At 66.3% G+C, this 24,265-nt stretch carries 22 protein-coding genes and 1 tRNA gene; 11 read left to right on the top strand and 12 right to left on the bottom strand.

What is annotated here, in order from left to right; all coding sequences use genetic code 11:
* Positions 1–45 precede the first annotated feature (45 nt).
* The 7 genes from NU1_RS41260 to NU1_RS09815 form a co-directional block, all read right to left on the bottom strand.
* Entirely contained in the window at positions 46–222 is a 177-nt protein-coding gene (locus NU1_RS41260; protein WP_157552075.1) for a helix-turn-helix domain-containing protein, read from the bottom strand.
* A 24-nt stretch (positions 223–246) separates the two neighbouring features.
* Positions 247–996 (bottom strand): DUF8020 domain-containing protein, encoded by a 750-nt coding sequence (locus NU1_RS09790; protein WP_067519566.1) that lies wholly within the window; start codon positions 994–996, stop codon positions 247–249.
* Between the two features lie 75 nt (positions 997–1,071).
* Positions 1,072–2,322 carry an ABC transporter substrate-binding protein gene (locus NU1_RS09795; protein ID WP_067519568.1) on the bottom strand — a complete coding sequence of 417 codons (1,251 nt, stop codon included), beginning with the start codon at positions 2,320–2,322 and terminating at the stop codon, positions 1,072–1,074.
* On the bottom strand, positions 2,312–3,280 hold the full coding sequence (locus tag NU1_RS09800) for a branched-chain amino acid ABC transporter permease (protein WP_067519570.1): 969 nt from the start codon (positions 3,278–3,280) through the stop codon (positions 2,312–2,314). Before NU1_RS09800 ends, NU1_RS09795 begins: the two co-directional genes overlap by 11 nt.
* Positions 3,277–4,158 (bottom strand): branched-chain amino acid ABC transporter permease, encoded by an 882-nt coding sequence (locus tag NU1_RS09805; RefSeq protein ID WP_067519572.1) that lies wholly within the window; start codon positions 4,156–4,158, stop codon positions 3,277–3,279. The genes NU1_RS09800 and NU1_RS09805 overlap by 4 nt, the downstream gene beginning before the upstream one ends.
* Positions 4,155–4,886, bottom strand: coding sequence for an ABC transporter ATP-binding protein (locus NU1_RS09810; RefSeq protein ID WP_067519574.1), 732 nt, complete (start codon positions 4,884–4,886; stop codon positions 4,155–4,157). Before NU1_RS09810 ends, NU1_RS09805 begins: the two co-directional genes overlap by 4 nt.
* Complete coding sequence (locus NU1_RS09815; RefSeq protein ID WP_067519575.1) at positions 4,883–5,641, bottom strand: ABC transporter ATP-binding protein; 759 nt, start codon at positions 5,639–5,641, stop codon at positions 4,883–4,885. Before NU1_RS09815 ends, NU1_RS09810 begins: the two co-directional genes overlap by 4 nt.
* Positions 5,642–5,863: 222 nt before the next feature.
* On the opposite strand from NU1_RS09815, the gene NU1_RS09820 reads away from it, so the two are divergent.
* Positions 5,864–7,156 (top strand): PucR family transcriptional regulator, encoded by a 1,293-nt coding sequence (locus NU1_RS09820; RefSeq protein ID WP_067519577.1) that lies wholly within the window; start codon positions 5,864–5,866, stop codon positions 7,154–7,156.
* 8 nt (positions 7,157–7,164) lie between these two features.
* Here NU1_RS09820 and NU1_RS09825 read toward each other — a convergent pair whose 3' ends face one another.
* Complete coding sequence (locus NU1_RS09825) at positions 7,165–8,784, bottom strand: acyl-CoA synthetase (protein ID WP_067519579.1); 1,620 nt, start codon at positions 8,782–8,784, stop codon at positions 7,165–7,167.
* 172 nt (positions 8,785–8,956) lie between these two features.
* Here NU1_RS09825 and NU1_RS09830 point away from each other — a divergent pair, with 172 nt between their 5' ends.
* From NU1_RS09830 to NU1_RS09840, 3 genes are all read left to right on the top strand, one after another.
* Positions 8,957–9,604, top strand: coding sequence for a TetR/AcrR family transcriptional regulator (locus tag NU1_RS09830; RefSeq protein WP_212761721.1), 648 nt, complete (start codon positions 8,957–8,959; stop codon positions 9,602–9,604).
* Positions 9,605–9,756: 152 nt separating this feature from the next.
* The gene (locus NU1_RS09835) at positions 9,757–10,833 is read left to right on the top strand and encodes an esterase/lipase family protein (RefSeq protein WP_067519581.1); all 1,077 of its coding nucleotides are present in this window, start codon (positions 9,757–9,759) and stop codon (positions 10,831–10,833) included.
* On the top strand, positions 10,830–12,236 hold the full coding sequence (locus NU1_RS09840; protein ID WP_067519583.1) for a lipase family protein: 1,407 nt from the start codon (positions 10,830–10,832) through the stop codon (positions 12,234–12,236). Before NU1_RS09835 ends, NU1_RS09840 begins: the two co-directional genes overlap by 4 nt.
* A 46-nt stretch (positions 12,237–12,282) precedes the next feature.
* On the opposite strand, the gene NU1_RS09845 is transcribed toward NU1_RS09840, so the two are convergent.
* Positions 12,283–13,542 carry a PucR family transcriptional regulator gene (locus NU1_RS09845; protein WP_084521140.1) on the bottom strand — a complete coding sequence of 420 codons (1,260 nt, stop codon included), beginning with the start codon at positions 13,540–13,542 and terminating at the stop codon, positions 12,283–12,285.
* Between the two features lie 213 nt (positions 13,543–13,755).
* Positions 13,756–15,393, bottom strand: coding sequence for a long-chain fatty acid--CoA ligase (locus NU1_RS09850; protein WP_067519631.1), 1,638 nt, complete (start codon positions 15,391–15,393; stop codon positions 13,756–13,758).
* A 480-nt stretch (positions 15,394–15,873) separates the two neighbouring features.
* Here NU1_RS09850 and NU1_RS09855 point away from each other — a divergent pair, with 480 nt between their 5' ends.
* Both NU1_RS09855 and NU1_RS09860 read left to right on the top strand, forming a co-directional pair.
* Entirely contained in the window at positions 15,874–17,343 is a 1,470-nt protein-coding gene (locus tag NU1_RS09855) for a flavin-containing monooxygenase (RefSeq protein ID WP_067519633.1), read from the top strand.
* A gap of 270 nt (positions 17,344–17,613) precedes the next feature.
* Positions 17,614–17,689: transfer RNA gene (locus NU1_RS09860), tRNA-Arg, on the top strand.
* Between the two features lie 247 nt (positions 17,690–17,936).
* On the opposite strand, the gene NU1_RS09865 is transcribed toward NU1_RS09860, so the two are convergent.
* The gene (locus NU1_RS09865) at positions 17,937–18,851 is read right to left on the bottom strand and encodes a helix-turn-helix transcriptional regulator (protein ID WP_067519585.1); all 915 of its coding nucleotides are present in this window, start codon (positions 18,849–18,851) and stop codon (positions 17,937–17,939) included.
* Between the two features lie 164 nt (positions 18,852–19,015).
* Between NU1_RS09865 and NU1_RS44175 the strand changes: the two genes are divergently transcribed.
* The 5 genes from NU1_RS44175 to NU1_RS09890 are packed head-to-tail and all read left to right on the top strand — an operon-like array spanning position 19,016 to position 22,957.
* On the top strand, positions 19,016–19,420 hold the full coding sequence (locus NU1_RS44175; protein WP_067519586.1) for an MFS transporter: 405 nt from the start codon (positions 19,016–19,018) through the stop codon (positions 19,418–19,420).
* 39 nt (positions 19,421–19,459) lie between these two features.
* A complete protein-coding gene (locus NU1_RS09875) occupies positions 19,460–19,960 on the top strand; it encodes a cyclophilin-like fold protein (RefSeq protein WP_084521141.1) in 501 nt (166 codons plus the stop codon).
* Positions 19,961–19,983: 23 nt separating this feature from the next.
* Positions 19,984–20,751, top strand: a complete 768-nt coding sequence (locus NU1_RS09880) for an SDR family oxidoreductase (protein WP_067519588.1) — start codon at positions 19,984–19,986, stop codon at positions 20,749–20,751.
* A gap of 22 nt (positions 20,752–20,773) precedes the next feature.
* Positions 20,774–21,790, top strand: a complete 1,017-nt coding sequence (locus tag NU1_RS09885) for a zinc-dependent alcohol dehydrogenase family protein (RefSeq protein ID WP_170264248.1) — start codon at positions 20,774–20,776, stop codon at positions 21,788–21,790.
* A 33-nt stretch (positions 21,791–21,823) separates the two neighbouring features.
* The gene (locus NU1_RS09890) at positions 21,824–22,957 is read left to right on the top strand and encodes an alpha/beta hydrolase (RefSeq protein ID WP_084521142.1); all 1,134 of its coding nucleotides are present in this window, start codon (positions 21,824–21,826) and stop codon (positions 22,955–22,957) included.
* A 574-nt stretch (positions 22,958–23,531) separates the two neighbouring features.
* Here NU1_RS09890 and NU1_RS09895 read toward each other — a convergent pair.
* On the bottom strand, positions 23,532–24,185 hold the full coding sequence (locus tag NU1_RS09895) for a TetR/AcrR family transcriptional regulator (RefSeq protein ID WP_067519591.1): 654 nt from the start codon (positions 24,183–24,185) through the stop codon (positions 23,532–23,534).
* Positions 24,186–24,265 lie beyond the last annotated feature (80 nt).

Below are 24,265 nucleotides of genomic sequence, written 5' to 3' on the forward strand. Positions count from 1 at the left end.
CCCAGTGACACACACACGGTGTGTGCCGAACCAACACACCGACCGTTATGACGGAGCCAGTCCGACCGAACGCGGTGTCAGCATGAAGATCCCGTAGTCGCACTGCGGGTAGGTGGCCTGCAGTGCGCGCATCTCGTATTTCTGATACGCGGATTTCGACATGAACAGCCGATCGGCGGCCTGCTGCTGCGTCAGTCCCGCATGGAGCCGATGCCGCTGCATATAGATTGCGGCGACGTCGTGGTGCTACTTCGGCGGCGCGGCAGCCATCGGATCCTTGCACGCCGGAAGTTGTGCCGGGCACGGTGCCAGGATGGTGCTGAAGTACTGGAAGGCCGAGAACAGGGCCAGCGGTCCGCCTACGGTTACCAGGCCGACCACGGTGCCCACCGCGCCGAGAGTTGCCGCGCCCAGTACACATCCGGCGATGGTCGCGCCGACGAAGGGCAGCAGCAGGGCGATGACGGGGCTGGAGAGGGTCGCGCCCACCGCACCGCCGACCAGGCAGCCGATACCGCCGCCGAGTACCGCGCCGAAGATAGCGCTGGCGGCGCTACCGATGGTCATCCGCTGCGCAAGCACACCCAGCGCCGACTGGTCGCGCGGGGTCAGCGATTCGGCCACCGGTCGCAACACCGAATCCATGGATACGACCTCGCTCATGGCAACATCGGCGAGAGGTATGCCACCGTCTTTCAACGGAGTCAAAACCGCTGTGCCACCACTGATCTCGGCAGCGATCGGGTAGGCCGTATTGTCCATTCGGTAGGTCAGCGGCAAGGCCGCAACCGGGGTTCCGGCGGCATCGGTGAGCACCAATTGTTCGCCGACCGCGCGCAATTTTCCGTCGCTGGTGGTCAGCACCGCCGCATCCCCCTGTCGGGAGATCTCGTAGTGCACTTCGGTCTGCCCGGGTGCGGCCTTGGTGGTGCCCGTACCGACACCGAGGGCGACGGTGGCGAGCGCTGCGGTCACAATGAACTTGCGCGTATTCATAGAGATCCTCATCGATCTGATTTCCGAAAGCTGTCGCGACGGGGCGTCATTCGCGACAGTGCCTATGGGGGTCTGTTATTCGCTGGTATCGACGACCGCGCCGACCGATACCCAGTGGTCGCCCTCGAAGCGCTGGATCTGCACTGCCTCCATCGGGAAGGCGTCGCCGGGACCGGTTTTCAGGGTGATACCGGGCAGCAACGTGTCGATCTCGATATCGCCGAGATTGCGGGTGGCATCCCGAAGGCCCTCGCGGGTAGCGCATTTCGTGGAATCGAAGGTTTTGCGAAAGCTGTCGGCGGCGGCCCACCCGATCAGGGTGTAGGTATTGGTCGGATCCGCGCCCGGCGCGTACTTCGCCAGCTTCTCCTTGTACAACTTGATGGCCGCGTCATCGGCCCAGCGCGGATCGGCCGGATCCTTGGTGAACGCGCCCGACACCACCCCCTGCACATTCGGCAGGCCGACCGGTTTCAGCACGGCGAGCGAATTGGCCACCATGGATATGATGTGCACCGGATTCCACTCCGGATTGCGAGCATCACCGGCCAGCGCCTGGGAGGCGAATTTGGGCGTCGAGATATTCAGCAGCACATCGGCTTTCGAGTTCGCCAGATTACGCAGCTGCGGGTCCACCGTGGGATCGGTGACCTCGTAGCTCTGTTCGGCGACCACTTCGACCCCACTGCCCGCGATGGCGGCGGTGAAGCTGTCTTTCAGATCCTTGCCGAAGTCGTCGTTCTGGAAGAGCACCGCCACGGTGGCATTCGGCTTGTGCTGCCGCACGTATTCGGCGAAGGCCCGGCCCTCGGACCGGTAGCTGGGCTGCCAGCCTATGGTCCAGGGATGTTCGGTGTCGGCGCCCCACTTGGTGGCTCCTCCCGCGACGAATACGTGCGGGACCTTGCGTTGGTTCAGGTAGTCCCAGACGGCCGACGAGGTCGGTGTGCCGAGGGTCTGAAAAATGGCGAACACCTGGTCCTGTTCCACCAGTCGGCGCGATTCCTCGACGGTCTTGGGCGGCTGGTAGCCGTCATCGCGTACCAGGTATTCGACTGTGCGCCCGCCGATTCCACCCTGTTCGGCATTGATGTAGTCGAAGTAGGCCCGCGCACCCTTGGGTATCTCCCCGTACGCGGAGGCAGGACCGGAGAGCGGATAGACTCCGCCCAGCTTGATACTCGAGTCGGTAATGCCGACCGTCTGCTGCCCCTTGCAGTCGCCGTGGGCGACGGAACCGCCGCCGTCACCGCGTCCACCACAGGCGGTGGTGGCGAGCAGCACGGCGGCTGTGGCTCCAATGACACGAATAGCACTAGTGCGCATGGGTTTTCCCTTTTCGAACAAGAGTTTCGAGCCGACCCGACACGCGAGCGGCGAGCCCGGCCAATCCGGTCGGGGCGACGTACATGACCGCGATGAGCAGCAATCCGAAGACCATGCCCGGCGCTGCCTGATTGATGTCCTGGGCGAGGCTGGGCACGTACATGACGAACGCGCCGCCCAGCAGCGGCCCCCACAGCGAGCCCAGTCCCCCGACCACCAGCCCCGCCAGCAGGGTGATGGACAGTGCGGTGGCGAACGAATCGGGTGACACATAGGCGATGACCCAGGTGTAGACGCATCCGGCCACCCCCGCGAGCATGGCGCTCCAGGCGAAAGCCAGGGTCTTGTAGTGCGCGGGCCGCACGCCCATCACCTCGGCCGCCGTCTCGTGATCGCGAATGGCGTTGAGCGCCCGGCCGACTCGTGAGCGCCGCACTCCTGCGACGAACAGGAAACTCGCCAATACCACGGCGAGGGCCAGGAAATACAGCCACTGATCCTCGGCCAACCCCGTCCATTCCGGCGGCTGCGGCTTCGACACCGTCAGCCCCATGGACCCGCCGGTCACCGATTCGAAGCGCTTGAGCAGCGGCACCAGGAAGATGGCGATGGCGAGGGTGACCAGCGCCAGGTACAGACCTCGCAGCCGCAGGGCCGGGACGCCGAGTGCCAGGCCGAGAACGAAGGTCACCGCGGCCGCCACCGGCAGCGTGGCGAAATGCGGTGTGTCCCAGCGATCGAGCATGACAGCGGTCGAGTACGCCCCGATTGCCAGGAACGCACCGTGCCCGAGGGAGATCTGGCCGGTCTGGCCAACCAGCAGATTCAGTCCCAACAGCGCGATGGCGTACACGATCGCCATGGACAGCTGGAAGGTATGGAACGGTGCCAGCTGGAACGGCGCAAGGCAGGCCAACACGAGTAATGCGAGCAGTATCAACGCATTTCGGCGATTCATACTCGTTCCACCACCGCTCGCCCGAACAGACCCTGCGGACGCAGCAGCAGTACACCGAGAATGATCACCAATGGCACGCCGATCTTTAGTTCGGTACCGATAGCGTCGACGTATGCGCCCGTGAGGGTTTCGGCGACGCCGACAATGAGCCCACCGGCCACCGCGCCGCCCGGACTGTCGAATCCGCCCAGGGTGGCGGCGGCGAAGGCATAGATGAGCACCCCGCCCATCATGTTGGGTTCGAGGAATAGCACAGGCGCGGACAGCACCCCGGATACCGCGCCTACCAGTGCCGACAGCCCCCAACCGAGCGCCAGCACCAGACCGACGCGAATACCCGACAGCCGGGCCGAGGCCGGGTTGCTCGCCACCGCCCGCATGGCCAGTCCGATCTTCGTGTAGCGGAAGAGCAGATAGATCAGCGCCATGACCATCGCGACCACGACGATCACGCCGAGGCTGCCGTATCCGGCTGTGACGCCACCGGTCCGCAACGCACCGTCCGGGAACGGATTCGGGAAGGCCTTCACCTGATAGGACCAGATCCAGCCGGCGGCCGCGTTGATGAAGAAGTACAGGCCGACGGTGACGATCACCAGCGTCAGTTCGGGCGCACCTTCAACCGGCCGGATCACCACCCGCTCGATCAGCATGCCGCCGCCGAAACACACGGCGAGGGTTATGGGAAGCGCCAGCCAGAACGGCATTCCGTTCTCGATCAACTGCCAGGCGAGGAAGGCGGAGAACATGGCCAGCTCGCCCTGGGCGAAGTTGACGATTCCGGTGAAGCGGTAGATCAGCACCATGGCCAGGGCCAGTCCGGCGTAAATCGCACCGGCGCTGAGCCCCTCGATGATTTGTTGCAGGAATCCGGTCACGGTTGCACCCGGTATCCGAGATAGGAGCGCGCGACCTGTTCATCGGCCCGAATCACTTCAGCGGAGCCGGACAGGACGATTCGACCGGTTTCGATCACATGCGCGTGGTGGGCCACCTCCAGGGCCAAGTGCGCGTTCTGTTCGACGACCATCACGGTGGTGTGCTCCTCGGCATTGATGGTGCGCACGATCTGGAAGAGCTCCTGGGTGACCAGTGGCGAAAGGCCGAGGGAAGGTTCATCGAGCAGCAGCAGCCGGGGTCGCAGCATGAGCGCGCGGCCGATGGCCAGCATCTGCTGTTGCCCGCCGGACAGCCCACCCGCGGGATCGCGCAACTTCTCCCGCAGTACCGGGAAGAAGTCGAAGACCCGGGCCAGATCGGCTGCGACGCGGGTGCGGTCGTGCTGGGTGTACGCGCCGACCCGCAGGTTCTCCTCGACGGTCAGGGCGGTGAAGGTGCCACGCCCCTCGGGTACATGCGCCACACCCATTCGAGCGACGGATTCGGGTGCGCGCCCGGTAATTTCGGTGCCGTCCAGGCGAATATCGCCGCGCACCCTCACCATTCCGCACAGCGCGCGCAGCAGCGTGGTCTTACCCGCCCCGTTCGGACCGAGGATGGCGCAGACCTCACCGCGTCGCACCTCGAGGCCGATACCGTGCAGTACCCGCGAGCCACCGTATCCGGCATACAGGTCTCCCACAGACAGAAACGGTTCCCCACTCATGCGGCAGTCCCCAGGTACGCCGCCACTACAGCCGGATTCCGTTGCACCGCTTCGGGTTCACCATCAGCGATCACCCGGCCGAATTCCAGACAGACGACATGGTCGCAGGTGTTCATAACGAATCCCATATGGTGTTCGACCACAATGACCGTGAGATCGAAGTCCGCCCGCAAATCCCGCAGCCGCGCCGCGAATTCGTCGACCTCACCATGACTGAGCCCATTGACCGGTTCGTCGAGCAGCAGTAGCCGCGGCCGAACCGCCAGCGCCCGCGCCAATTCGATGCGCTTGAGGGTGCCGAACGGCAACCCGGCGGCGAGATGATCGGCCACATCGGATAATTCGAGCCGCTCGAGGAGTTCGTCGACCTCGGCGCGCAATCGCGCTTCCTCCCGGCGGACCCGGGGCAGCCGCAGTCCCGCCGACAGGAATCCGGCACCGGCCCGGTGGTGCGCGCCGACCAGCACGTTGTCGCGCACCGAAAGTCTGGGGAACAGCCCGAGGTTCTGGAAGGTGCGGGCGATGCCGAGCCTGGCCAGGGCGTGCGGTGGCTGGTCGAGTAGCGGTGCGCCCGCGTAGGTGATGGCCCCGGCGTCGGGTGTGTAGCGCCGGGTGAGGCAGTTGAAGAGGGTGGTCTTACCCGCGCCGTTCGGACCGATGAGACCGACCAGCTCGCCGGAAGCGACCCGGAAGCCGACATCCGCCAGCGCGGTGATGCCGCCGAAGCGAACCGTGAGTTGAGAGATTTCGAGCATGCGTCCTCCGGCCCGACGCGCACGGCGGGCTGTCATCGGTACGAGCGCGTGAGCAGACTCGCACCGGAGGGATAGAACTTGGTCAGCGTAAATTCGCAGTTCAGAGCGCACATTGGACGCGGAGGACCAAGTTCTCGCATGGTGTTTGTCCGCCGTGGACATGGTCGATGGGCGAAGGCTGGGGTTTGACACACACGGCGGGGCGTGGATTAATCGCCTCCCATGTCTGCTGGATCACAATTGGCCGCACTCCCGAATTACTCGGAAAGCGTCCTGGCCGCGCGTACCCGCATCGTGACCCGGCTCTTCGATCAGGTGCACGACATGGCCGATATCGGCGTCGCCGCGATCATGGGTCAGATTCCCGCCTATGCCGCGCGCGACGAAACCTTCTACGCAGATGTGCACGACCAGCTCGCCCAGCTGTGCCGGATCGGACTCGGCGCACTGTTGGAGGACCGCAAGGTGACGGCCACCGATATCGCCTACACCCGGCGCGCGGCGGCGCGGCGGGTACGAGCCGGGCTCACCCTGGTGGATTACATCAGCGCCTTCCGACTCGGTCAGCAGGCACTGTGGAAATCACTGATGAACTACGCGAGCGATTCCGAGGACGATCGCGAGGCCGCGCTGTCGATGGTGGTGCCGCTCAACCGATTCTGCGATCTGGCCGCCACCCAGGCCGCCAATGCCTACCTGGAGTTCCAGCAGTACGAATCCGAGAACGGCCAGGAGAGCCGGGAATTGCTGGAAACCCTCCTGGCCGGGGAGTTGCCCGATCGCGGTCCGCAACTGTCCTTGGCGCAGGGATTCGGCATCGGCGTCGAACCCCTCGCTCCCCTGGTGGTGGTCAGCGCCGCGGTGCTGGATCCGCCCGGAGCGGACGCCGATTCGAAACAACTCACCTCGGCCGCGCTGGCCCGGGTCGGCGTGAACGGATTGCGCACACTGGCGGGTGCGCACGGCCACGACGTGGTCGCCGTACCCGCACTGGGCCGGGCCGGATCCACCGAAGAGCTTTGCGAACGGTTGGAGGCCATGCGCACGAAGCTCCGCACCGCGGGTATCGGCCTGGCCATCGGTATCAGCCCGGTGGTCACCGGGATCGCGGATCTCCCACGGGCGCATCAACAATCACGGACCGCGCTGGAACTACTGCCCGACGACGGCGGCGTCATGGCGCTACCCCACCTCACGCCGTTCCGCTACCTCATGCTCAGCGCCGACGACACCGCCAGGCATCTCATCGATCCCCGGATCGACGCCTTGCTTGCGGAGGACCACACCCGCGGCGGCGTACTGGCCGAAACCATCCGCGCCTTCGCCGCCGCCGATATGAATCTGCGCGAGGCCGCCGACGTGCTGTGCGTGCACCACAACACGGCGAAGTACCGGTTGGGGCGGATTCAGGAACTCACCGGACGGAATCCGCGCAGCGTCAGCGATTTGATCGATCTGCTGGTGGCGATCGAACTGCAATCCCGGCCCGCCCCCCGGCTCAGCAGCGCGGGGTGAAAGACGCGTCAGAGTTCCCGCAGTGCCTTCTTGAGTACCTTGCCGGTGGGGTTGCGGGGTAGCTGTTCGATGAAGACGACCTCGCGCGGGACCTTGTAGCGGGCAAGGTTGGATTTCACGAATGATTTGATGTCGTCCTCGGTGCGGGTGGAGCCCGCGTGGAGCACCACGAAGGCTTTCAGTCGTGCGCCGAATTTCTCGTCGTCGACCCCGATCACCGCTGCCTCCTGAATGGCCGGATTGGTGTGCAGAAGTTCCTCGACCTCGGCGGGGAAGACGTTCTCGCCGCCGGAGACAATCATGTCGTCGTCGCGGCCGTCCACGAAAAGCCTTCCGGCCGCATCGAAGTGGCCGACATCGCCGGTGGACATGAGGCCGCGGATGCGTTCCTTGTGGCCGCCGCCGGTATAGCCCTCGAATTGGATGGTGTTGCCGACGAAGATGCGGCCGGTGGTGCCGGTCGGGACACCGCGGCCATTGTCGTCGAGGATTTCCACGCGAGTGCCGAGGACGGGGCTGCCGACGCAGCCGGGTTCGACGGCCAGGTCATCGGGGGTGGCGATGGTGGCGTAGGCGACCTCGGTGGAGCCGTAGACGTTGTAGACGACCGGACCGAAGGCGGCGGTGACATCGCGGCACAGCTGGGCCCCGAGTTGGGAGCCGCCGACGAAGATAATGCGCAGGGCGCTCAGATCGCGGCCGACCAGGCCGCGCCCGCCCAGATCCACCATGCGGGCCAACATGACCGGAACGGCGATCAGGGTGGTGACGCGGTGACGCGACATGCTGTCGATGGCCTCCTGCGGATCGAAGCGGCGACGGATCACCAGGGTGGAGCCGAAGCCGAGTCCGAGCATGGCGCAGGCGAAGCCGAGGGTGTGGAAGATGGGCGCGCAGCATTCGGTGACCCCGCCCGCCCGGAACGGCACCTTCGACAGCAGTGCACCCAGCGGGGCGAGGGATTTCGGCTCCGGGCGGGGCGCGCCCTTGGGGGTGCCGGTGGTCCCCGAGGTGAGCAGAATGAGTTTGGGCGTCACGCCGGGCCCGGGCGGAGCGGACGGATCACCCTCCGCGATAAGCGCTTCCAGGCAGTCGGGCCGGACTTTCTCGGTCCAGGCCCGCCAACTGCCGCGCCGGGGTCGCACGCCGTCGAGCATGTGGGCGTACTCCTCGTCGTAGACCAGCAGATCGGTGCCCTCGCGGGTGGCGACATCGCGAATCTGCGGTCCGGCGAAATCGGTATTGAGCAGGATGATGCGGGCCCCGCACTTGGCGGCGGCGAAGACGGCGTCGAGCAGTCCGCGATGATTGCGCGCCAGAATGGCCACCCCCTCCCCGCCGCGCAGCCCGCGCGCCCGCCAAGCATTGGCGAGCCGGTTGGACCGTTCGTCCATTTCGGCGAAGGTGAGCGAGCCGAGTTCATCGACGAGCGCCGTACGATTCCCGTACCGGGCCGCCGACAGCGTCAATCCGGCCGCAATGGTCCCGTACCGCACCATTGCGGTCGCCGCCGTGAGCAGGGTGGCCGGTGATTCGATCCCCACCACACCGGTCCGCAGCACCAGCCGCACCGACTCGACCTCGGCATACACCCGATTTCCCGCCGAGCGAATCAATCCCACGGTCATACCCGCTCCCCCCGAACCGTTTTGTGCGCGTTCCGCTTCCACCGCGGACCTCCTCGTCCGTCCCACCCGAGTGCGGGCAGATGCCCGCAACCCAACGTTACGGCCCGAGACGCGCGAGCGGAACGGGTCCCGAACGCTGTTGTGCAGGGTGCTGGGCAATATCCTGTGCGGTGTGAGTGAGGAGGCGGCGGGGCCGCTGCCGCGTGGTCGGCATCGGCTCAGTCGTGAACAGGTGACAAGTTCGCAGTACCGGCGGCTGTGTACCGCCGTGCTGGAGGCGGTGGGCGAGCTCGGCTACGCCGCGACCACGGTCGCCGAAATCGTGGGGCGCGCCCAGGTCGCGCGCCGCACTTTCTATACCTTCTTCACCGGTAAGGACGAGTGCTTCGCCGCCGCCTACGATCTGGCCGTCACCAATGCGCTGGAACAGCTGCGCGAGACCGTCACCGGTATGCGGGGCGTGGATTTCGCCGCCCGGGTGCGGATTTCCTTCGAGATCTTCCTGGCCTTCCTGGCCGCACAACCCGGTGCGGCGCGCGCGCTGTACCTGGAGACCCTGGCGGCGGGTCCGGCGCTGCGCGAACACCGAGCTCAGGTGCACGAGGCCTTCGCCGACTACATTATGGCGGTCGCCCGGATCGGCGTCCGCGATGGCGATCTCGCCGCGGATCCGGATCGGGAGGCCATCGATATGCTGCTCGGCGGTATCGACGACCGGGTCCGGGCCTGCCTGCACGAGCGCGGTGCGGAGGCACTGCCGCAACTCGCGCCACTGTTCACCCGAACAGCCATCGCCTTGGTCGGGCCGCACTCCGATTGAGCCGCGCCACAAACTACCGCCGTACCGTGCCCGGCCGGTTTGTCGTTCGGCACAGCGACCGTGACACCGCGGAATCCGCGTCCATAGAGTCCCCTTCGAATCGAATTCACGGCTATTCGAATTCGATTGCGGGACAAGATGGAAGGTTTCCCATGCGATCAGCTCTGCGTGCGTTCATAGGCGCGCTGTGCGCGAGCACAACCATTGCCACGGCGGTATTCTCCGGTGGCGCGGCGACCGCCGAACCACCGATTAGCGGGGATACCGGCTCCAGCTCCGGTAGCGGTTCCGGCTCGGCCTTCCAGCGTAGTTTCGCCTCCGATGCCATCGACCAGGGACCGGAGATGTCGTCGTATCTGGCGGCTTTCGGCTATGGGCTGCTCCATCCCGATGCCGCACCGCCGGGCGCCAACGACTGGGATTGCCGGCCCAGCGCCGCACATCCGCGGCCGGTGGTACTGGTACACGGCACCTGGCTCAATGCCTATGACAGCTTCGCCTACCTGTCCCCACAGCTCGCGCGGGCCGGATTCTGTGTTTTCGCCACCAATTTCGGCCGCCTCGCGACCATGGGCGGTGGCGGCCTCGGCCCGCTGATTCCGGGCCGGTACGGTGTCGGTGCGATGGAGGATTCCGCACGGCAGCTCGGCAGCTTCGTGGACCGGGTATTGGCGGCGACCGGTTCCGATACCGTCGATATCGTCGGGCATTCCCAGGCCGGTCCGGTATCGAGTCAGTATCTGAAATTCGAAGGCGGACAGGGCAAAATCGGGAAGGTCATTACCTTCGGCGCAACCTCGCACGGCACGACCCTGATGGGCATAGCGACGTTGGGACGCACTCTCACCAGTCTCGGCCTGAATATCCTCGGCCTGTATCAACCGCTCATCGGCGTCGCGAATATCCAGCAGGTGGTCGGATCGCCGTTCTACGACAAGCTGAACGCGCAGGGTGACACGGTTCCCGGTGTCGCCTACACCTCGGTCGGGACCCGGCACGACGAGATCTCGAACCCGTACGAGTGGACCTTCCTACAGCCCGGACCGGACGCCACGGTCGATAACATCACCCTCCAGGAGGGGTGTGAACAGGATCTTTCCGACCATCTGACCATTATGTACTCGCCTCGGGCGGCGTCCATCGCACTGCGCGCCCTGGATCCGGTCGGGTATCCGGAACTCGCGTGCACGTTCAATCCCTGGGTAATCGGCGGTGGGGGCAAGCTGTGAATCCGCAGATCCGACCGGCCATCACGCCACAAACCCGCGCAGCCGCCACGACCAACCGGCCGGACCTTCCAGGTGACGACCCGTTCCATCGGTCTCCCGGCGATATCGAGCACCTGGAGCCGGGCACCATCCTGCGGTCGCGGGAGGTCCGACTGGGATTCTTCGGGGCTGTCCCGCAGTGCATTTCGGCCTGGCAGCTGCTGTATCGCACCCGAGATCTGGACGGCACCCCGGAGGCGGCGGTAACGACGGTGCTGCTGCCCTGGGATGCGGATCCGAGCATCCCGCGCCCCCTGCTGTCGTTCCAGTGCGCGATCGACGCCGTGGCTCCGAAATGCTTCCCCTCCTATGCCTTACGCCACGGGGCGCAGGCTCTCGGGGCGATTCCGCAGCTGGAATTGCCACTCATAGCCAGCGCCCTGGAGCGCGGCTGGGCGGTCTCGGTGCCCGATCACGAGGGTCTCGGTGGACGCTTCGGCGCGGCTCGCGAACCCGGCTACCGGGCATTGGACGCGGCGCGCGCCGCCCTCACCTTCGACCCGCTCGGACTGAACGCCGACACCCGAATCGGACTGTGGGGCTATTCCGGTGGCGGCCTGGCCACCACGTGGGCGGCGGAGCTGGCGGCCGAATACGCCCCCGAACTCGATATCGTCGGCGCGGCCGCGGGATCGCCGGTGGGTGATCCCGCGGCCGCGTTCGTCCGCATGAACGGTTCGGCCTTCGCCGGTTTCGCCATGGTGTTCACCGCCGGGCTGCGGCGGGCCTACCCGCAGCTGGATCGCATTCTGCGCACCCGGGTTTCGGCCGAGTACCTGAAACTACTGGTGCGCGCCGAAACCAGTGCGACCTTCCCGCTGCTCGCCAAGCTGGCGGGCCGAGATATCGGCAAGCACGTCTACGGCGGTCTGGAAGCCTTTCTGGCACATCCGGAAATGCGGCGCATCCTCGACGATATTCGCCCCGGCTACCGGATACCGGCCATGCCGATGCTGGTTGTCCAGGGCGTCAATGACGAGGTGATCGCGGTCGGAGATGTCGATGCCCAGGTGTGGCGATACATCTACGGCGGCGGCCACATCCACTACCTGCGGGACCGGCTGAGCACCCATCTGCCGCTACAGTTCCTCTGCGCTCCGGCCATGCTGGATTGGCTCGCCGACCGTTTCGAGGGCCGCCGCCAGCTCGCACCGGTCGGCATCGACACCGTGTGGTCGGTGGCGGCTTCCCGCCGCGCCCTGACCGAATACCTGACCTTTATCGCGCTGTGCGCGAGAATGGCTGGTGGACGCCCGATTCGGGAGCGCAGCGCGGTATCGGATGACGCTGCGATATCGGACAGCGCTACCGAGCGGCGTGCGGGAACCTCACGCCTGGGCGGCCCGGTGGCCGTGCGGGCGTAGGGCGGTTCGTGCTCCGGTCCTACTTGCGCGGGGACCGGGGCGCGGATCAGGGGCGGGCCTGCTCGAATTCCCGACCCGCCGTGACGTTCCGGTAGGTACGCGCCACCAGCGAGGACCGCAGATGCCACAGTCCGGAGGGCCGGGCCGGATCGAACCCGGTGAGCTGCGCGATCCGCTTGAGCCGATAGTCCACCGTATTGGTGTGCACCCCCAGCACCCGCGCGGTGCGCTGTCGGCTGTGGTCGCTGCCGACATAGCGTTGCAGCGTCTCCATGAGATCCGGATACTCATCCAATGGATCGAGCAGTGCGCCGAGATGTTCGCGCCCCGGCCCGGGGCGGGTGAGCTGATACTCCACCGCCAGATCGTCGAAGCTGTACAGCCCTGGCGCGCAACACAATCGATGCACCATATCGAGCAGCTCATGCGCGCGTTCGGCGGCCTCCGGGATCGCGGCGGTCTCGGTGTGCACCATGGTCGCCATGACGGAAACCTGTGCGGCAGCGGATAATCGCGCTACCAACTGATCGACATCGGCGGTACTCGTCGCCGCCGCCGGCAGTAGCAGCGTGCCCCCTTCGGTACCGAGCAGTGACAGCGCCTTACCTGCGCAGTGTGCGGCGAGGGCTGCCTGGATTCGGCGCAGCGCCCGCCTGGCCGCGACGGGCGCATCGACCCGAAGAACGTGCTCTTGTCGCGGAATACTCAGTGCCAGCACGTAATACGATTCGTCGACTTCGATACCGCCGGTACGGGCCATAGTTACGGGGGACCGGCCCGCCAGTAGCGCCGAGGCCACGGTCTGCACGGCGGTCTGCTGTTCCGCGGCGGCGGCCTGATGTTCACGCACATAGGCCACGGTGAAGGCGGCATTGATCATGGCGAGTATTTCCAGGAACCGCTGGGCGGTGACCGTCAGCCGGGTGTAGTCCTCCGGGCCGGTGGCCTCCAGAATCAGCCCGAAGGCATGTTCGACGCCGCCCCGGACCGCGCGGTGGATGGCTCCGATGGGGAAGCCCTCGCGCGCCCAACCCGCGCCGGAGCGCTGCAATCGCTCGACCTTATCGGCGACTTCGCGCCCCTCGAGTACTCCGGTGGCCAGTTCGAGACAGATTCGGGTGACGGTGGTGACCTCACCGCGCAGCACCTCGCCGGGCAGGTTTCCGAACGGGGTGACGTCCTCCGCGAAGTGCTCGACCAGCTGCCGCGCGAGTCGCCGAACATCATGCAGCGGAGCCGAAATCGACTGCTCCACTTCGGCACCCACCGGTGCGGTGCCTTGTTCGGGGGGCGCTAGCTCGATCATGTTCGACTCCACCACAGCTCCTTTGGGAACGCTGCCGTTCCCATTGAGGACCCACTGTAACGGCTGTCACGCCGACGAGCAATCACGCATGACCGCCACGACAGCGCGGCCGCGCGCAAGGACGCGCCCGCAAACGACACGTGAGGCGGCAGAATCTGCCGCCTCACGTCGATTTCGTTTATCCGTCCGGACCGGCCATCGCGGCCAAGCCGCTCAGGACAGCTTGGTGACCGCGAGCTCGCCGTCGGCGTACTGTCCGCGCAGCCGCTTCTTGTCGAACTTGCCGACACTGGTCTTGGGCACCTCGGCGATGAAGGCCCAGTACTCCGGCAGCTGCCACTTGGCGAACTTGTCGGCCAGGAATTCGCGCAGCTCTTCGGGTTTGGCCACGGCACCCTCGGCGAGTACCACCGCGACGAGGGGCCGCTCGTCCCACTTCTCATCCGGAATACCGATGACCGCGGCCTCGGCGACCGCCGGATGGCCCACGACCGCGTTCTCCAGATCCACCGACGAAATCCATTCGCCGCCGGACTTGATCACATCCTTGGAGCGGTCGACCAGGGTCAGGTAGCCATTCGGGCTGATCTTGCCGACATCGCCGGTGCGCAGCCAGCCGTCATCGAACTTGTCGGGATCGACCTCCGCACCGGACGGAGAGTAGTAGGAGCCGGTGATCCACGGACCACGAACCTCCAACTCCCCCAGTGCCACTCCGTCATTGGGGAGCACACTGCCGTCGTCGCCGACCAACCGCGCCTGCACACCGGCCGGGAAACGACCCTGCGTGTAGCGGTAGGCCCACGCCTCCTCGCCCTCGACGCCGGTCGGTGGATGCGCCACCGAACCCAGCGGAGAGGTCTCGGTCATACCCCAGGCGTGCAGCAGCTCGACGCCGTGCTGCTCATGGAAGGCCCGCATCATGGACGGCGGCACGGCCGCACCACCGACCACACAGGTGCGCAGATGCGAAATATCCTGCGGCGCGGCCTGCAATCCGGCCAGCACGCCACCCCAGATGGTCGGCACGGCCGCCGCGAAGGTGGGCTTGACCGCGGCCATCGCCTCCAGCAGCGGTCCCGGCTGCAGGAAGCGGTCCGGCATCAGCAGATTGGTGCCCGACATGAGCGCGGCGTACGGGATGCCCCAGGCATTGGCGTGGAACAGCGGCACAATCGCCAGCACGGTGTCGTCGGCGGTGAAGCCCATACCATTGGGCGCGCACACCTGCGCGGCGTGCAGCCAGTTGGAGCGGTGCGAGTAGACGACGCCCTTGGGATCACCCGTGGTGCCGGAGGTGTAGCACATACCGGCCGCCGACCGCTCGTCGATAACCGGATAGTCGTAGGTATCCGGCTGCGCGGCAAGCAGTTCGGCGTAGGAGTGCACCTGGACGCCCTCGGGCGCGGTCAGCGCGGCGGCATCACCGTTGGCGACAATGACGTGGCGCACGGTCTTCAGGTTGGGCAGGTACTGGGCGAACATGGGCAGCAGCGTGCCGTCCACGATGACGACCTGATCCTCGGCGTGATTGGCCACATAGACCAGCTGCTCCGGGAAGAGCCGGATATTGAGCGCGTGCAGTACCGCACCCATGGCGGGGACCGCCACGTAGGCGACCATGTGCTCGTTGTTGTTCCACATGAAGGTGCCGACCCGGTCCCCGATACCGATGCCGAGCCCGCGCAGGGCATTGGACAGCCGCGCCGCATCGGCCCCGATCTCGCGGAACGTCTGGGTACGGACGCCGTCTCCAGTCCAGGTGGACACGGTGCTGTCACCCTGGAAGGTCGCCGCGTACCGCAGCAGCGTGGCCAGCGACAGCTGCTCATCCTGCATGGTGCTCATCATTTCCAACCGCTCCCTTGCACTTCCCTGCTGCATGACCGTGAGACAGGTCACTACGCGCAGAGAATAGTCGAAATCAGACACACTGTGCCGGGAGTTCCGAATACATGTGACCGTGAGTACCAAATATATCTGGAAGCGGATCACTCAACAACTGCGGGCGGCGAAACCCCACCTTTCGCCGCCCGCAGCCGATGGCCGACCTGCCACTGCCCCACGCAGCGACTTGCCGACCCCGAAGTCCCGGATCGACACAGATGGGCAACGACACCCCCTGCGGCGCCGCAGAAATCACCAATCCCGAACCGAGACAAGCAAATTGAAGCAGTATCTTCCCGAGAAATATAAGCCGTGCTGTCTGGGCTGTCCAGTCGAGCCCAGACCCGCTGGTTGAGACAGTGCCGGGGCGGATTGGCCGAAAATATGGATCGGATGTCCGCCGATGTCTTCCTGACCAGCGGTATCGGCCCTTACCTTCATGGTATGAGTCGTAAGCCGTCCATCATCATCATCGGCGCGGGGTTCGCGGGCCTGGGTATGGCGCTGGAGTTGCGCCGCCACGGCATCGAGAACTTCACCGTGCTGGAGAAGGCCACCGATCTGGGCGGCGTATGGCGCGAGAACACCTATCCGAATGCGGCGTGTGATGTGCCGTCACCGCTGTACTCGTGGTCGTTCGAGCCGAAATCGGATTGGCCCCGGCGCTTCTCGCATCAGCGCGATATCCACGGCTACATGCGCGAGATCGCCGACAAGTACCGCATCCCGGACCGGATCGAATTCGGCGTCGAGGTCACCGACGCGGAATTCGATGAGCACGAGGGGGTTTGGCGGATCACGACGGCCGACGGCGTGATCCGCACCGCCGATATCCTCATTCCGGCGGTCGGCCAGCTCTCCCGTCCGGCCCTACCGAATCTGCCCGGAATCGACTCCTTCACCGGCGCGGCCTTCCACTCCGCCGAATGGGATCACACGGTGGATCTCACCGGTAAGCGGGTGGCCTGCATCGGCACGGGAGCCAGTGCCATTCAATACATTCCGTCCATTCAGCCGAAGGTCGAGCACCTCACCCTGTTTCAGCGGTCGGCCGCGTGGGTGCTGCCGAAGTTCGACACCGAGTACTCGGCACTACACAAGGCGCTGTTCAAATACGTACCCCCGGTACGGATGGCGGAACGGTTCGCGATCTGGACCCTCTTCGAGGTACTGGCGTTGGCGCTGACCGATATCCCGGCCATGCAGGGTCCGGTCATCAGCATTGCCGACCGGCATCGTGAGAAGCAGGTGCCCGATCCGGAACTGCGCGCCAAGCTCACCCCCGATTACGCGGCAGGCTGTAAGCGCGGCCTGTTCTCCAACGACTACTTCCCCGCGCTGGGCCAGCCGAATGTGAGCGTGGAGACCACGGGCATCGAGGCGATCACTCCGACGGGCATTCGCACCGCGGACGGCGTCGAGCATCAGGTGGATGTCATCGTCTTCGGCACCGGCTTCAAGGGCACGGAATTCCTTGCGCCCATGAATATCTACGGTCAGGGCGGTCGCAAGCTCGCCGATGAGTGGGCCGCCGAGGGCGCCCGCGCCTTCCTGGGCATGTCGGTGCCGCACTTCCCCAATCTGTTCATGATGTACGGCCCGAACACCAATGTCGGCTCCGGCTCCATCATCTACATGCTGGAGGCGCAGGCCCGCTATATCCGCGAGGCCATCGGATTCCTGGCCGAGCGGCCCGGCCGGTCCGCGGCGGCGCGACCGAGTGCCGAGCAGTCCTGGGACGACTGGTTGCAGCGGCGACTGAAGGACACCCCGTGGAACTTCTGCTCCAGCTGGTACCGCAATGCCTCCGGCCGCATCACCAATAACTGGCCCGGTGCGACAGTGCTGTTCCGTTGGAAGACACGGAAATTCGACCCGAGCGATTACGAGGTGGCGGAGGCGGCGCGGCATTAGGCGCGGGAGCCGGACCGTAGACATCGACCGACCCCGAATCCGGGGCAACCGTCCCGGACCGCGGCGGTTCGACGCTGAATCGCCCGACACGACGAGGCGGGGTATCCGAGGCGCATACCCCTGAGCTGCCGACATCATCACCGTCAGCACCGGGAAGTAGCCGGTCGCCGAATCTACCGGGCACGTGCATTCTGTTCTGACGCCCGTAACCCGGTAGACTCCCCGACGTCTCGGTCGGCGGCACACAACCCGTACCGCACCACCGGTTCAGCCCTCGTAGCTCAGGGGATAGAGCACCGCTCTCCTAAAGCGGGTGTCGCAGGTTCGAATCCTGCCGAGGGCACCACCTGGCACCTGCATATCCACAGGTGGCAGGCTGATTTGGCGTCGCAGGTTCGATCCCTACGGGAACCGTAACGTCGTCCAGGCCCCATTCTCGCCGCGAACGCGCAAGTGGAGCCACTTCCTGGCATGAACCGTCGGCAGACGAGGACCGGGAAACCGGGGCGACACCGGATTCAGCACGGATCGGTATCGCCGCGATCCTGCATCCGGCTCAACAGTGTGGCCTTGACCTGCGCAGCACCGGTATTCTAGTCGCCCACGTTGACGGCGGGGTCCGCGTGTGCCGGTGGGTGGATATTGGTGGCGGCCCATGCGCCGAGCAGTGCCATCGCGTCAGCTGAGGGGGTGGCGGGTTGCACGGTGTAGAAGGTGAGGACCAAGCCGGGGTCGGCGGGCAGGGGCATGGTTTCGTAGTCGATGGCGATGTCGCCGACGACCGGGTGGTGGAAGTTCTTGGTTCCGGTGTAGTGCAGGCGCACATTGTGTTTGGCCCAGCGGGTGCGGAATTCCTCGCTGCGGGTGGACAGTTCGCCGACCAGGTCGGAGATGCCACGGTCATAGGGGTCGCGTCCGGCGTCGGTGCGCAGCAGGTTGACCGCGCCGTCGGCCATGTGATCCCAGTCGGGGTAGAAGTCGAGGGCGCGCGGGTCAAGGAAGCAGAACCGGACGAAGTTGACCGGTTTGGTCACCTCGGGTGCGAGAGGGTCGGGGTAGAGCGGGCTGTAGAAGGCGTAGCCGAGCCGGTTGCCCGCGACGAGGTCGTGGCGGGCGTTGCGGACGAACGCGGGCCCGTTGTAGCTGTCGAGCAGGGCCTGCACGCCGGGCCGGACCGCTTTGGCGGCGCGGCGGGGGCGTCGTTGTGGGCTGATCAAGGCGTTGCGGTGCAGGTCGAACAGATGTGAGCGTTCGGCATCGTCGAGTTCGAGTGCACGGGCGATGGCATCGATGACCGATTCGGAGACGCTGTTGACCTTGCCACGTTCGATCTGGGTGTAGTAGTCGACTGACAGCCCGGCCAGAGTGGCGACCTCCTGGCGGCGAAGGCCCGGGACGCGGCGTTTGGCGGCGTCGTAGACCGGCAGCCCGACCTGGTCGGGGGTGATCTTGGCGCGGCGTGAGGCCAGGAACTGGCCGATCTCGGCGGCTCGGTTGCTCGACTCCATGGGTTCGAGGCTAGGCCGCCTGCCTGCGTGTTTGCCAGGTGCTGTCAGGGGGGTGCTGCCAGCACCCCTCTGATCCTCACCTCCCACAACCTCTGTTCGGGGCGTTGCATGGGTTACGGAGCCGAGAGCTCCAACCCCCAATTCTTCGACATCGACGAGGTGAGATGAGCACGTCGCGGATCGACCGGCCCGGAACCGGGGCTCGGTTGCCGGTACTGGTATATGTGCTGGCCGCCGGGATCTTCCTGATGGGCACCACCGAGTTCATGATCGTCGGTCTCCTGCCGGATGTGGCTGCCGACCTCGGTGTCGACATCGCCCGCGCAGGGCTGCTGGTGACCGCGTTCGCGGTCGGCATGATCCTCGGGCCGCCGGTGATGGCGCTGGCCGCGACCACCCTGTCCACCGCGCTCGGGCTCACCGGACCCGCCGTGCTCGGCGCCTTCCTCACCGCCACCGCACTGATCCCGATCGCGGTCCTTGCCTGCACCCGCCGCCGCAGGGAGGGCGACAACACGCCGACGCGACCCGGCCACCAGCCCGAGCCCGTCCTGACCGGAGTGAGCTGAGCCATGGCCAGCTCGAACAGACCCGAACGGAGACACCGCATGCGAGCGCTCGCCACCCTGATCGCGCTGACCACCACTACGGCGGCGATGGCGGTCGCGGCCTGCACCGCCGCCCCACCCGCACCGACGCCGAGCACATCGACCGCCGAGCAGACAACGACGTCACCGGCACAGGAGGACACCTATATGCAGATCCGGCTGAGCACCGGGGCTGGCGAGGTCACCGCCCGCCTCTACGACAATCCCACCGCCCGCGATTTCGCGTCCCTGCTGCCGCTGACCCTGACCGTCCACGACCTCGGCGGCCGGGAGAAGGCCGGCACTCTGCCCCGCGAACTCGCCGACGGACACGGCCGATCCGATTACCGCGCAGGACAACTCGGCTACTGGGCACCCAGCCACGACCTGGCCGTCTACTACCTCGAAGACGGCTTCCGCATTCCCTCGCCCGGGATCGTGATGATCGGCGAGATCGAGACCGGCCTGGAAGCGATCACCGCCGAATCCGCCGGAACCACCCTCACCATCACCGCCGCCTGACCACCGACCCGAAAGGACTCACCGTGAATCCCACCTACGACTTCACCGGACAGGTCGCCTTCGTCACCGGCGCCGCCTCCGGCATGGGTCTGGCCACCGCCACCGCCTTCGCCCGAGCCGGAGCCGCAGTCACCCTCACCGACGTCGACGACGACGCCCTGGCCACCGCCGGTGCCGGGCTGCGCGCCGCCGGACACCAGGTACTCACCGTGCACTGCGACGTCTCCGACGAAGACCAGGTCGCTGCCGCCGTCTCCGAGACCGTCGCCACGTTCGGGCGCCTGGACCTCGCCTACAACAACGCGGGCATCCAGTCCCCCACCGTCGATGCCGCCGACGAACCCGGTGCGGTGTTCGACCGGGTCACCGGCATCAACCTGCGCGGAGTCTGGGCATGCATGAAACACGAACTCGCCCAGATGCGCGAACAGGGCTCCGGAGCGATCGTGAACTGCTCCTCACTCGGCGGGCTGGTCGGGCTGCCAGGGCGCGCCGCCTACCACGGCGCCAAACACGGCGTGATCGGCCTGACCCGTTCAGCCGCACTGGAATACGCCCCACGCGGCATCCGCATCAACGCCATCTGCCCCGGCACCATCGAAACCCCCATGGTCACCGCCATGTTCGACTCCGGCGACCTCGACCCCGCCCAAGCCGCCGCCGACGAACCCATCGGCCGCCTGGGCACCGCCGAGGAAATGGCCGCCGCCGTGCTGTGGCTGTGCAGCCCCGGTGCCTCCTATGTCGTCGGCGTGGCGCTGCCCGTCGACGGCGGCTACACCGCCCGCTGACCCAAAACCGAGAGGACATCCCATGCGTGGAGTAGTCATGTACGCCCCCGGCGATGTGCGCGTCGTCGACCGTGAAGATCCGAAGATCATTGAGCCCACCGACGCGGTCATCCGCCTCACCGCCACCTGCATCTGCGGCTCCGACCTGTGGCCCTACCGGGGCGTGGAACCGGTCGACCACACCGTCATGGGCCACGAATACGTCGGCGTCGTCGAGGAAATCGGCTCCGACGTGCATAGCCTGAAAGTCGGCGACTTCGTGGTCGGTTCGTTCTGCATCTCCGACAACACCTGCGAGATCTGCCGGGCCGGATACCAGTCGAAATGTGTGCACGGATCCTTCGTCGCCGGCACCCAGTCCGAACTGGCCCGCATCCCCTACGCCAACGGCACTCTCGTCGCCACCCCGGCGATGCCCGAACCCGAACTGATCCCCTCGCTGCTGGCAGCCTCCGACGTGCTGGGCACCGGCTGGTTCGCCGCCGACGCCGCAGCGGCCGGACCCGGCAAAACCGTCGCCGTAGTCGGTGACGGTGCGGTCGGGTTGATGGGTGTGCTCGCCGCCAAACAGCTCGGCGCCGAACGGATCATCGCGATGTCGCGTCACGCCGATCGCCAAGCTCTCGCCCGCGAATTCGGTGCCACCGACATCGTAGAAACCCGCGGTGATGAGGGAGTCGCCGCGATCAAGGAACTTACGAACGGGCTCGGCGCGCACGGTGTCATCGAAGCGGTCGGCACGCAGGAATCGATGATGCAGGCCATCAACTCCACCCGCCCCGGCGGGCACGTCGGCTACGTCGGCGTCGCCCACGACGGCGTCACCCTGCCCGCCGACCAGCTGTTCTTCGCCGAAGTCCACCTCCTCGGCGGCCCCGCACCCGTGCGCCGGTTCCTGCCCGACCTCATCGACCGCATTTGGGACCGCACCATCGACCCCGGCAAGGTCTTCGACCTGACCCTGCCCCTGGATCAGGCCGACGAAGGCTACCGGGCGATGGACGAACGCCGTGCCATCAAAACCCTTCTCACCCTCTGACCTTTCCGAACACCGCACCAGGAGCACCCCACCATGAACACCACCCTCACGCCGAGCCGGTATCCCCGCCGATGGGCTCGCATCACCGGAGCCGGTATCGCCACCCTCGCCATCCTGGCGGCCTCGGCGTGTTCCGGCGCCGACACCGCCACCACCGCGGCCGCACCAGTCACCCCGATCGCTGGTTTGGCCTCCGGCGACCTGTCTCGCGGTGCGGACAACTTCTATACCAGCGACCAGGTCACCATGACCCCCGTGACGTTCAAGAACCAGTACCAGATGGACGTCACCGGAAACCTGTTCGTCCCCAACAACCTCGCCCCCGGCACCCGCGCCGCCGCCATGGTCGTCGGCCACCCCATGGGCGCGGTCAAGGAACAATCCGCCAACCTCTACGCCACCAAGATGGCGGAACAAGGCTTCGTCACCCTCGCTCTCGACACCGCGTTCTGGGGCGGCAGCGAAGGCAATCCCCGCAACGCCGTCGCCCCCGACATCTACACCGAAACCTTCTCCGCCGGAGTCGACTACCTGCGCACCCAGGACACCGTCGATCCCGAACGCATCGGCGCCCTCGGCATCTGCGGCAGCGGCAGCTTCGTCATCTCTGCCGCGAAGATCGACCCCCGCATCAAGGCCGTCGCCACCGTCAGCATGTACGACATGGGCGCGGCCAACCGAAACGGGCTGGGCCACTCCGTCACCCCCGAACAGCGCCAGCAGATCATCGCCCAGGCCGCCGCCCAGCGCGACGTCGAATTCCGGGGCGGGCCAGTCGAATACACCGGTGGCACCGTGCACGAACTGACCGCCGACTCCACTCCGGTCGAGCGCGAGTTCTACGACTTCTACCGCACCCAACGCGGCGCGGTCACCCCCGAAGGCGCCACCGCCGACACCACCACCCACCCGACCCTGTCGAGCAACACCAAGTTCATGAACTTCTACCCGTTCAACGACATCGAGACCATCTCCCCACGCCCGATGCTGTTCATCACCGGCGAGAACGCCCACTCCCGCGAGTTCAGCGAAGAGGCATACCGCCTCGCCGGCAACCGCAAGGAACTGGTCATCGTCCCCGGCGCAGGACACGTCGATCTCTACGACCGCACCGACCTCATCCCCTTCGACAAACTCGCCTCGTTCTACTCCCAGAACCTGGCCTGACCTACCGGCCCAGTCGCCCGTTGCGCCCCGGCGTACCCCCATACGCCAGGCACAACGGGTCCACATCCATCCCCATCAGCACTTCAGACGGTGAAACACACCGACACCGCCACACACACCACCTCCCCATCTGCGCGATCGGTACCACAGGCGGCGCATTCACCCAGCGAAGGCAAAATCCGCTTCGATCACCAACTGACCCGTGCGAATCCCCAGTTCGCCCGCGTTCCTCCTTCGATGTGGCCCGCCGTAGGCACAACGGAGATGGGAACGCGATAGGATCGGCACCGGCGAACCGGGATCGCTAAATCGTGTAGGAACCCGCGATGACCAGGCGTTTTCCGGTTGCCCATGTTTTGTGTGTCCTGCCGAGGGCACACATTCGACCGCGAGTCAGGGCCGCGACCGCAGAGTCGGTCGTGCAGGCCGACACCAAGACCGCCACCGTGCAGGTCGGGAGAACCAGAGCTCGTATACGCATCGCCAGACCGTAGAAACGCCAGGCGCACACCCACATCGGACTGGAGTGCCGTGCGGATCGGCCTGCGGTGCTGGATCCGCCGCACGGCAGGCGTCAGGGGAGCTGGGCTTCGATATCGGCGAGCTGGGCGGCGAGGATCTCCTCGAACGCGGGGCCGCGGTCCACCCCGAGGGGGCGAATGTCGCGGGCGAAATGGGCCACGGCCGGGAATTGCGCGGGGTCGGCGCCGAGCACCGCGACGCGGAACAGTTCCATACCCTGGTTGTACTCCTCGGGGGTGATGGTGCTGATCCCAGCGTCGGCGGCAATCAGCGCACAGAGCAGGATCGCGATGCGGTGGTATCGCACCGGGATCTCCGCGTCGGGCAGGCCGGATGCGCGCAACGCCTGCAGCACCTCCTCCAGGACCAGCCGGGAGCCGGCGCCGCCGGAGGCATAGCGCCCCCATACCGCGGCGAGCTGGGGTTGCTCGCCGAATGCCGCGCGCAGCCGCAGGGCCAGGCTGGTGATGCGCTGTTTCCAGTCGCCTTCGGGGCGGTAGCCGGCCATGGCGGCCAGCAGGATGCGGTCGGCGACCGCGCGCAGCAGTTCGGTCTTGGTGCGGAAATGCCGGTAGAGGCTGGAGGAATCGGTCCCGAGCGCTCCGGCTAGTTTGCGCACGCTGAACGACTCGGCGTCGCCGTTGCGCAGCAGGTCCGCCGCTGTATCCAGGATCTCCTCGGTCGACCATCGCCTGCGGCCAGTCATCTCGCCCCTTTCGCGTCTGACCCAGCCTAACCTAGGCACTCGATCATGCACTTGCCAGTGCACGCACCGCGTGCATAATG

It is taken from the genome of Nocardia uniformis NBRC 13702, assembly GCF_001613345.1.
Taxonomy (GTDB): Bacteria; Actinomycetota; Actinomycetes; order Mycobacteriales; family Mycobacteriaceae; genus Nocardia; species Nocardia uniformis.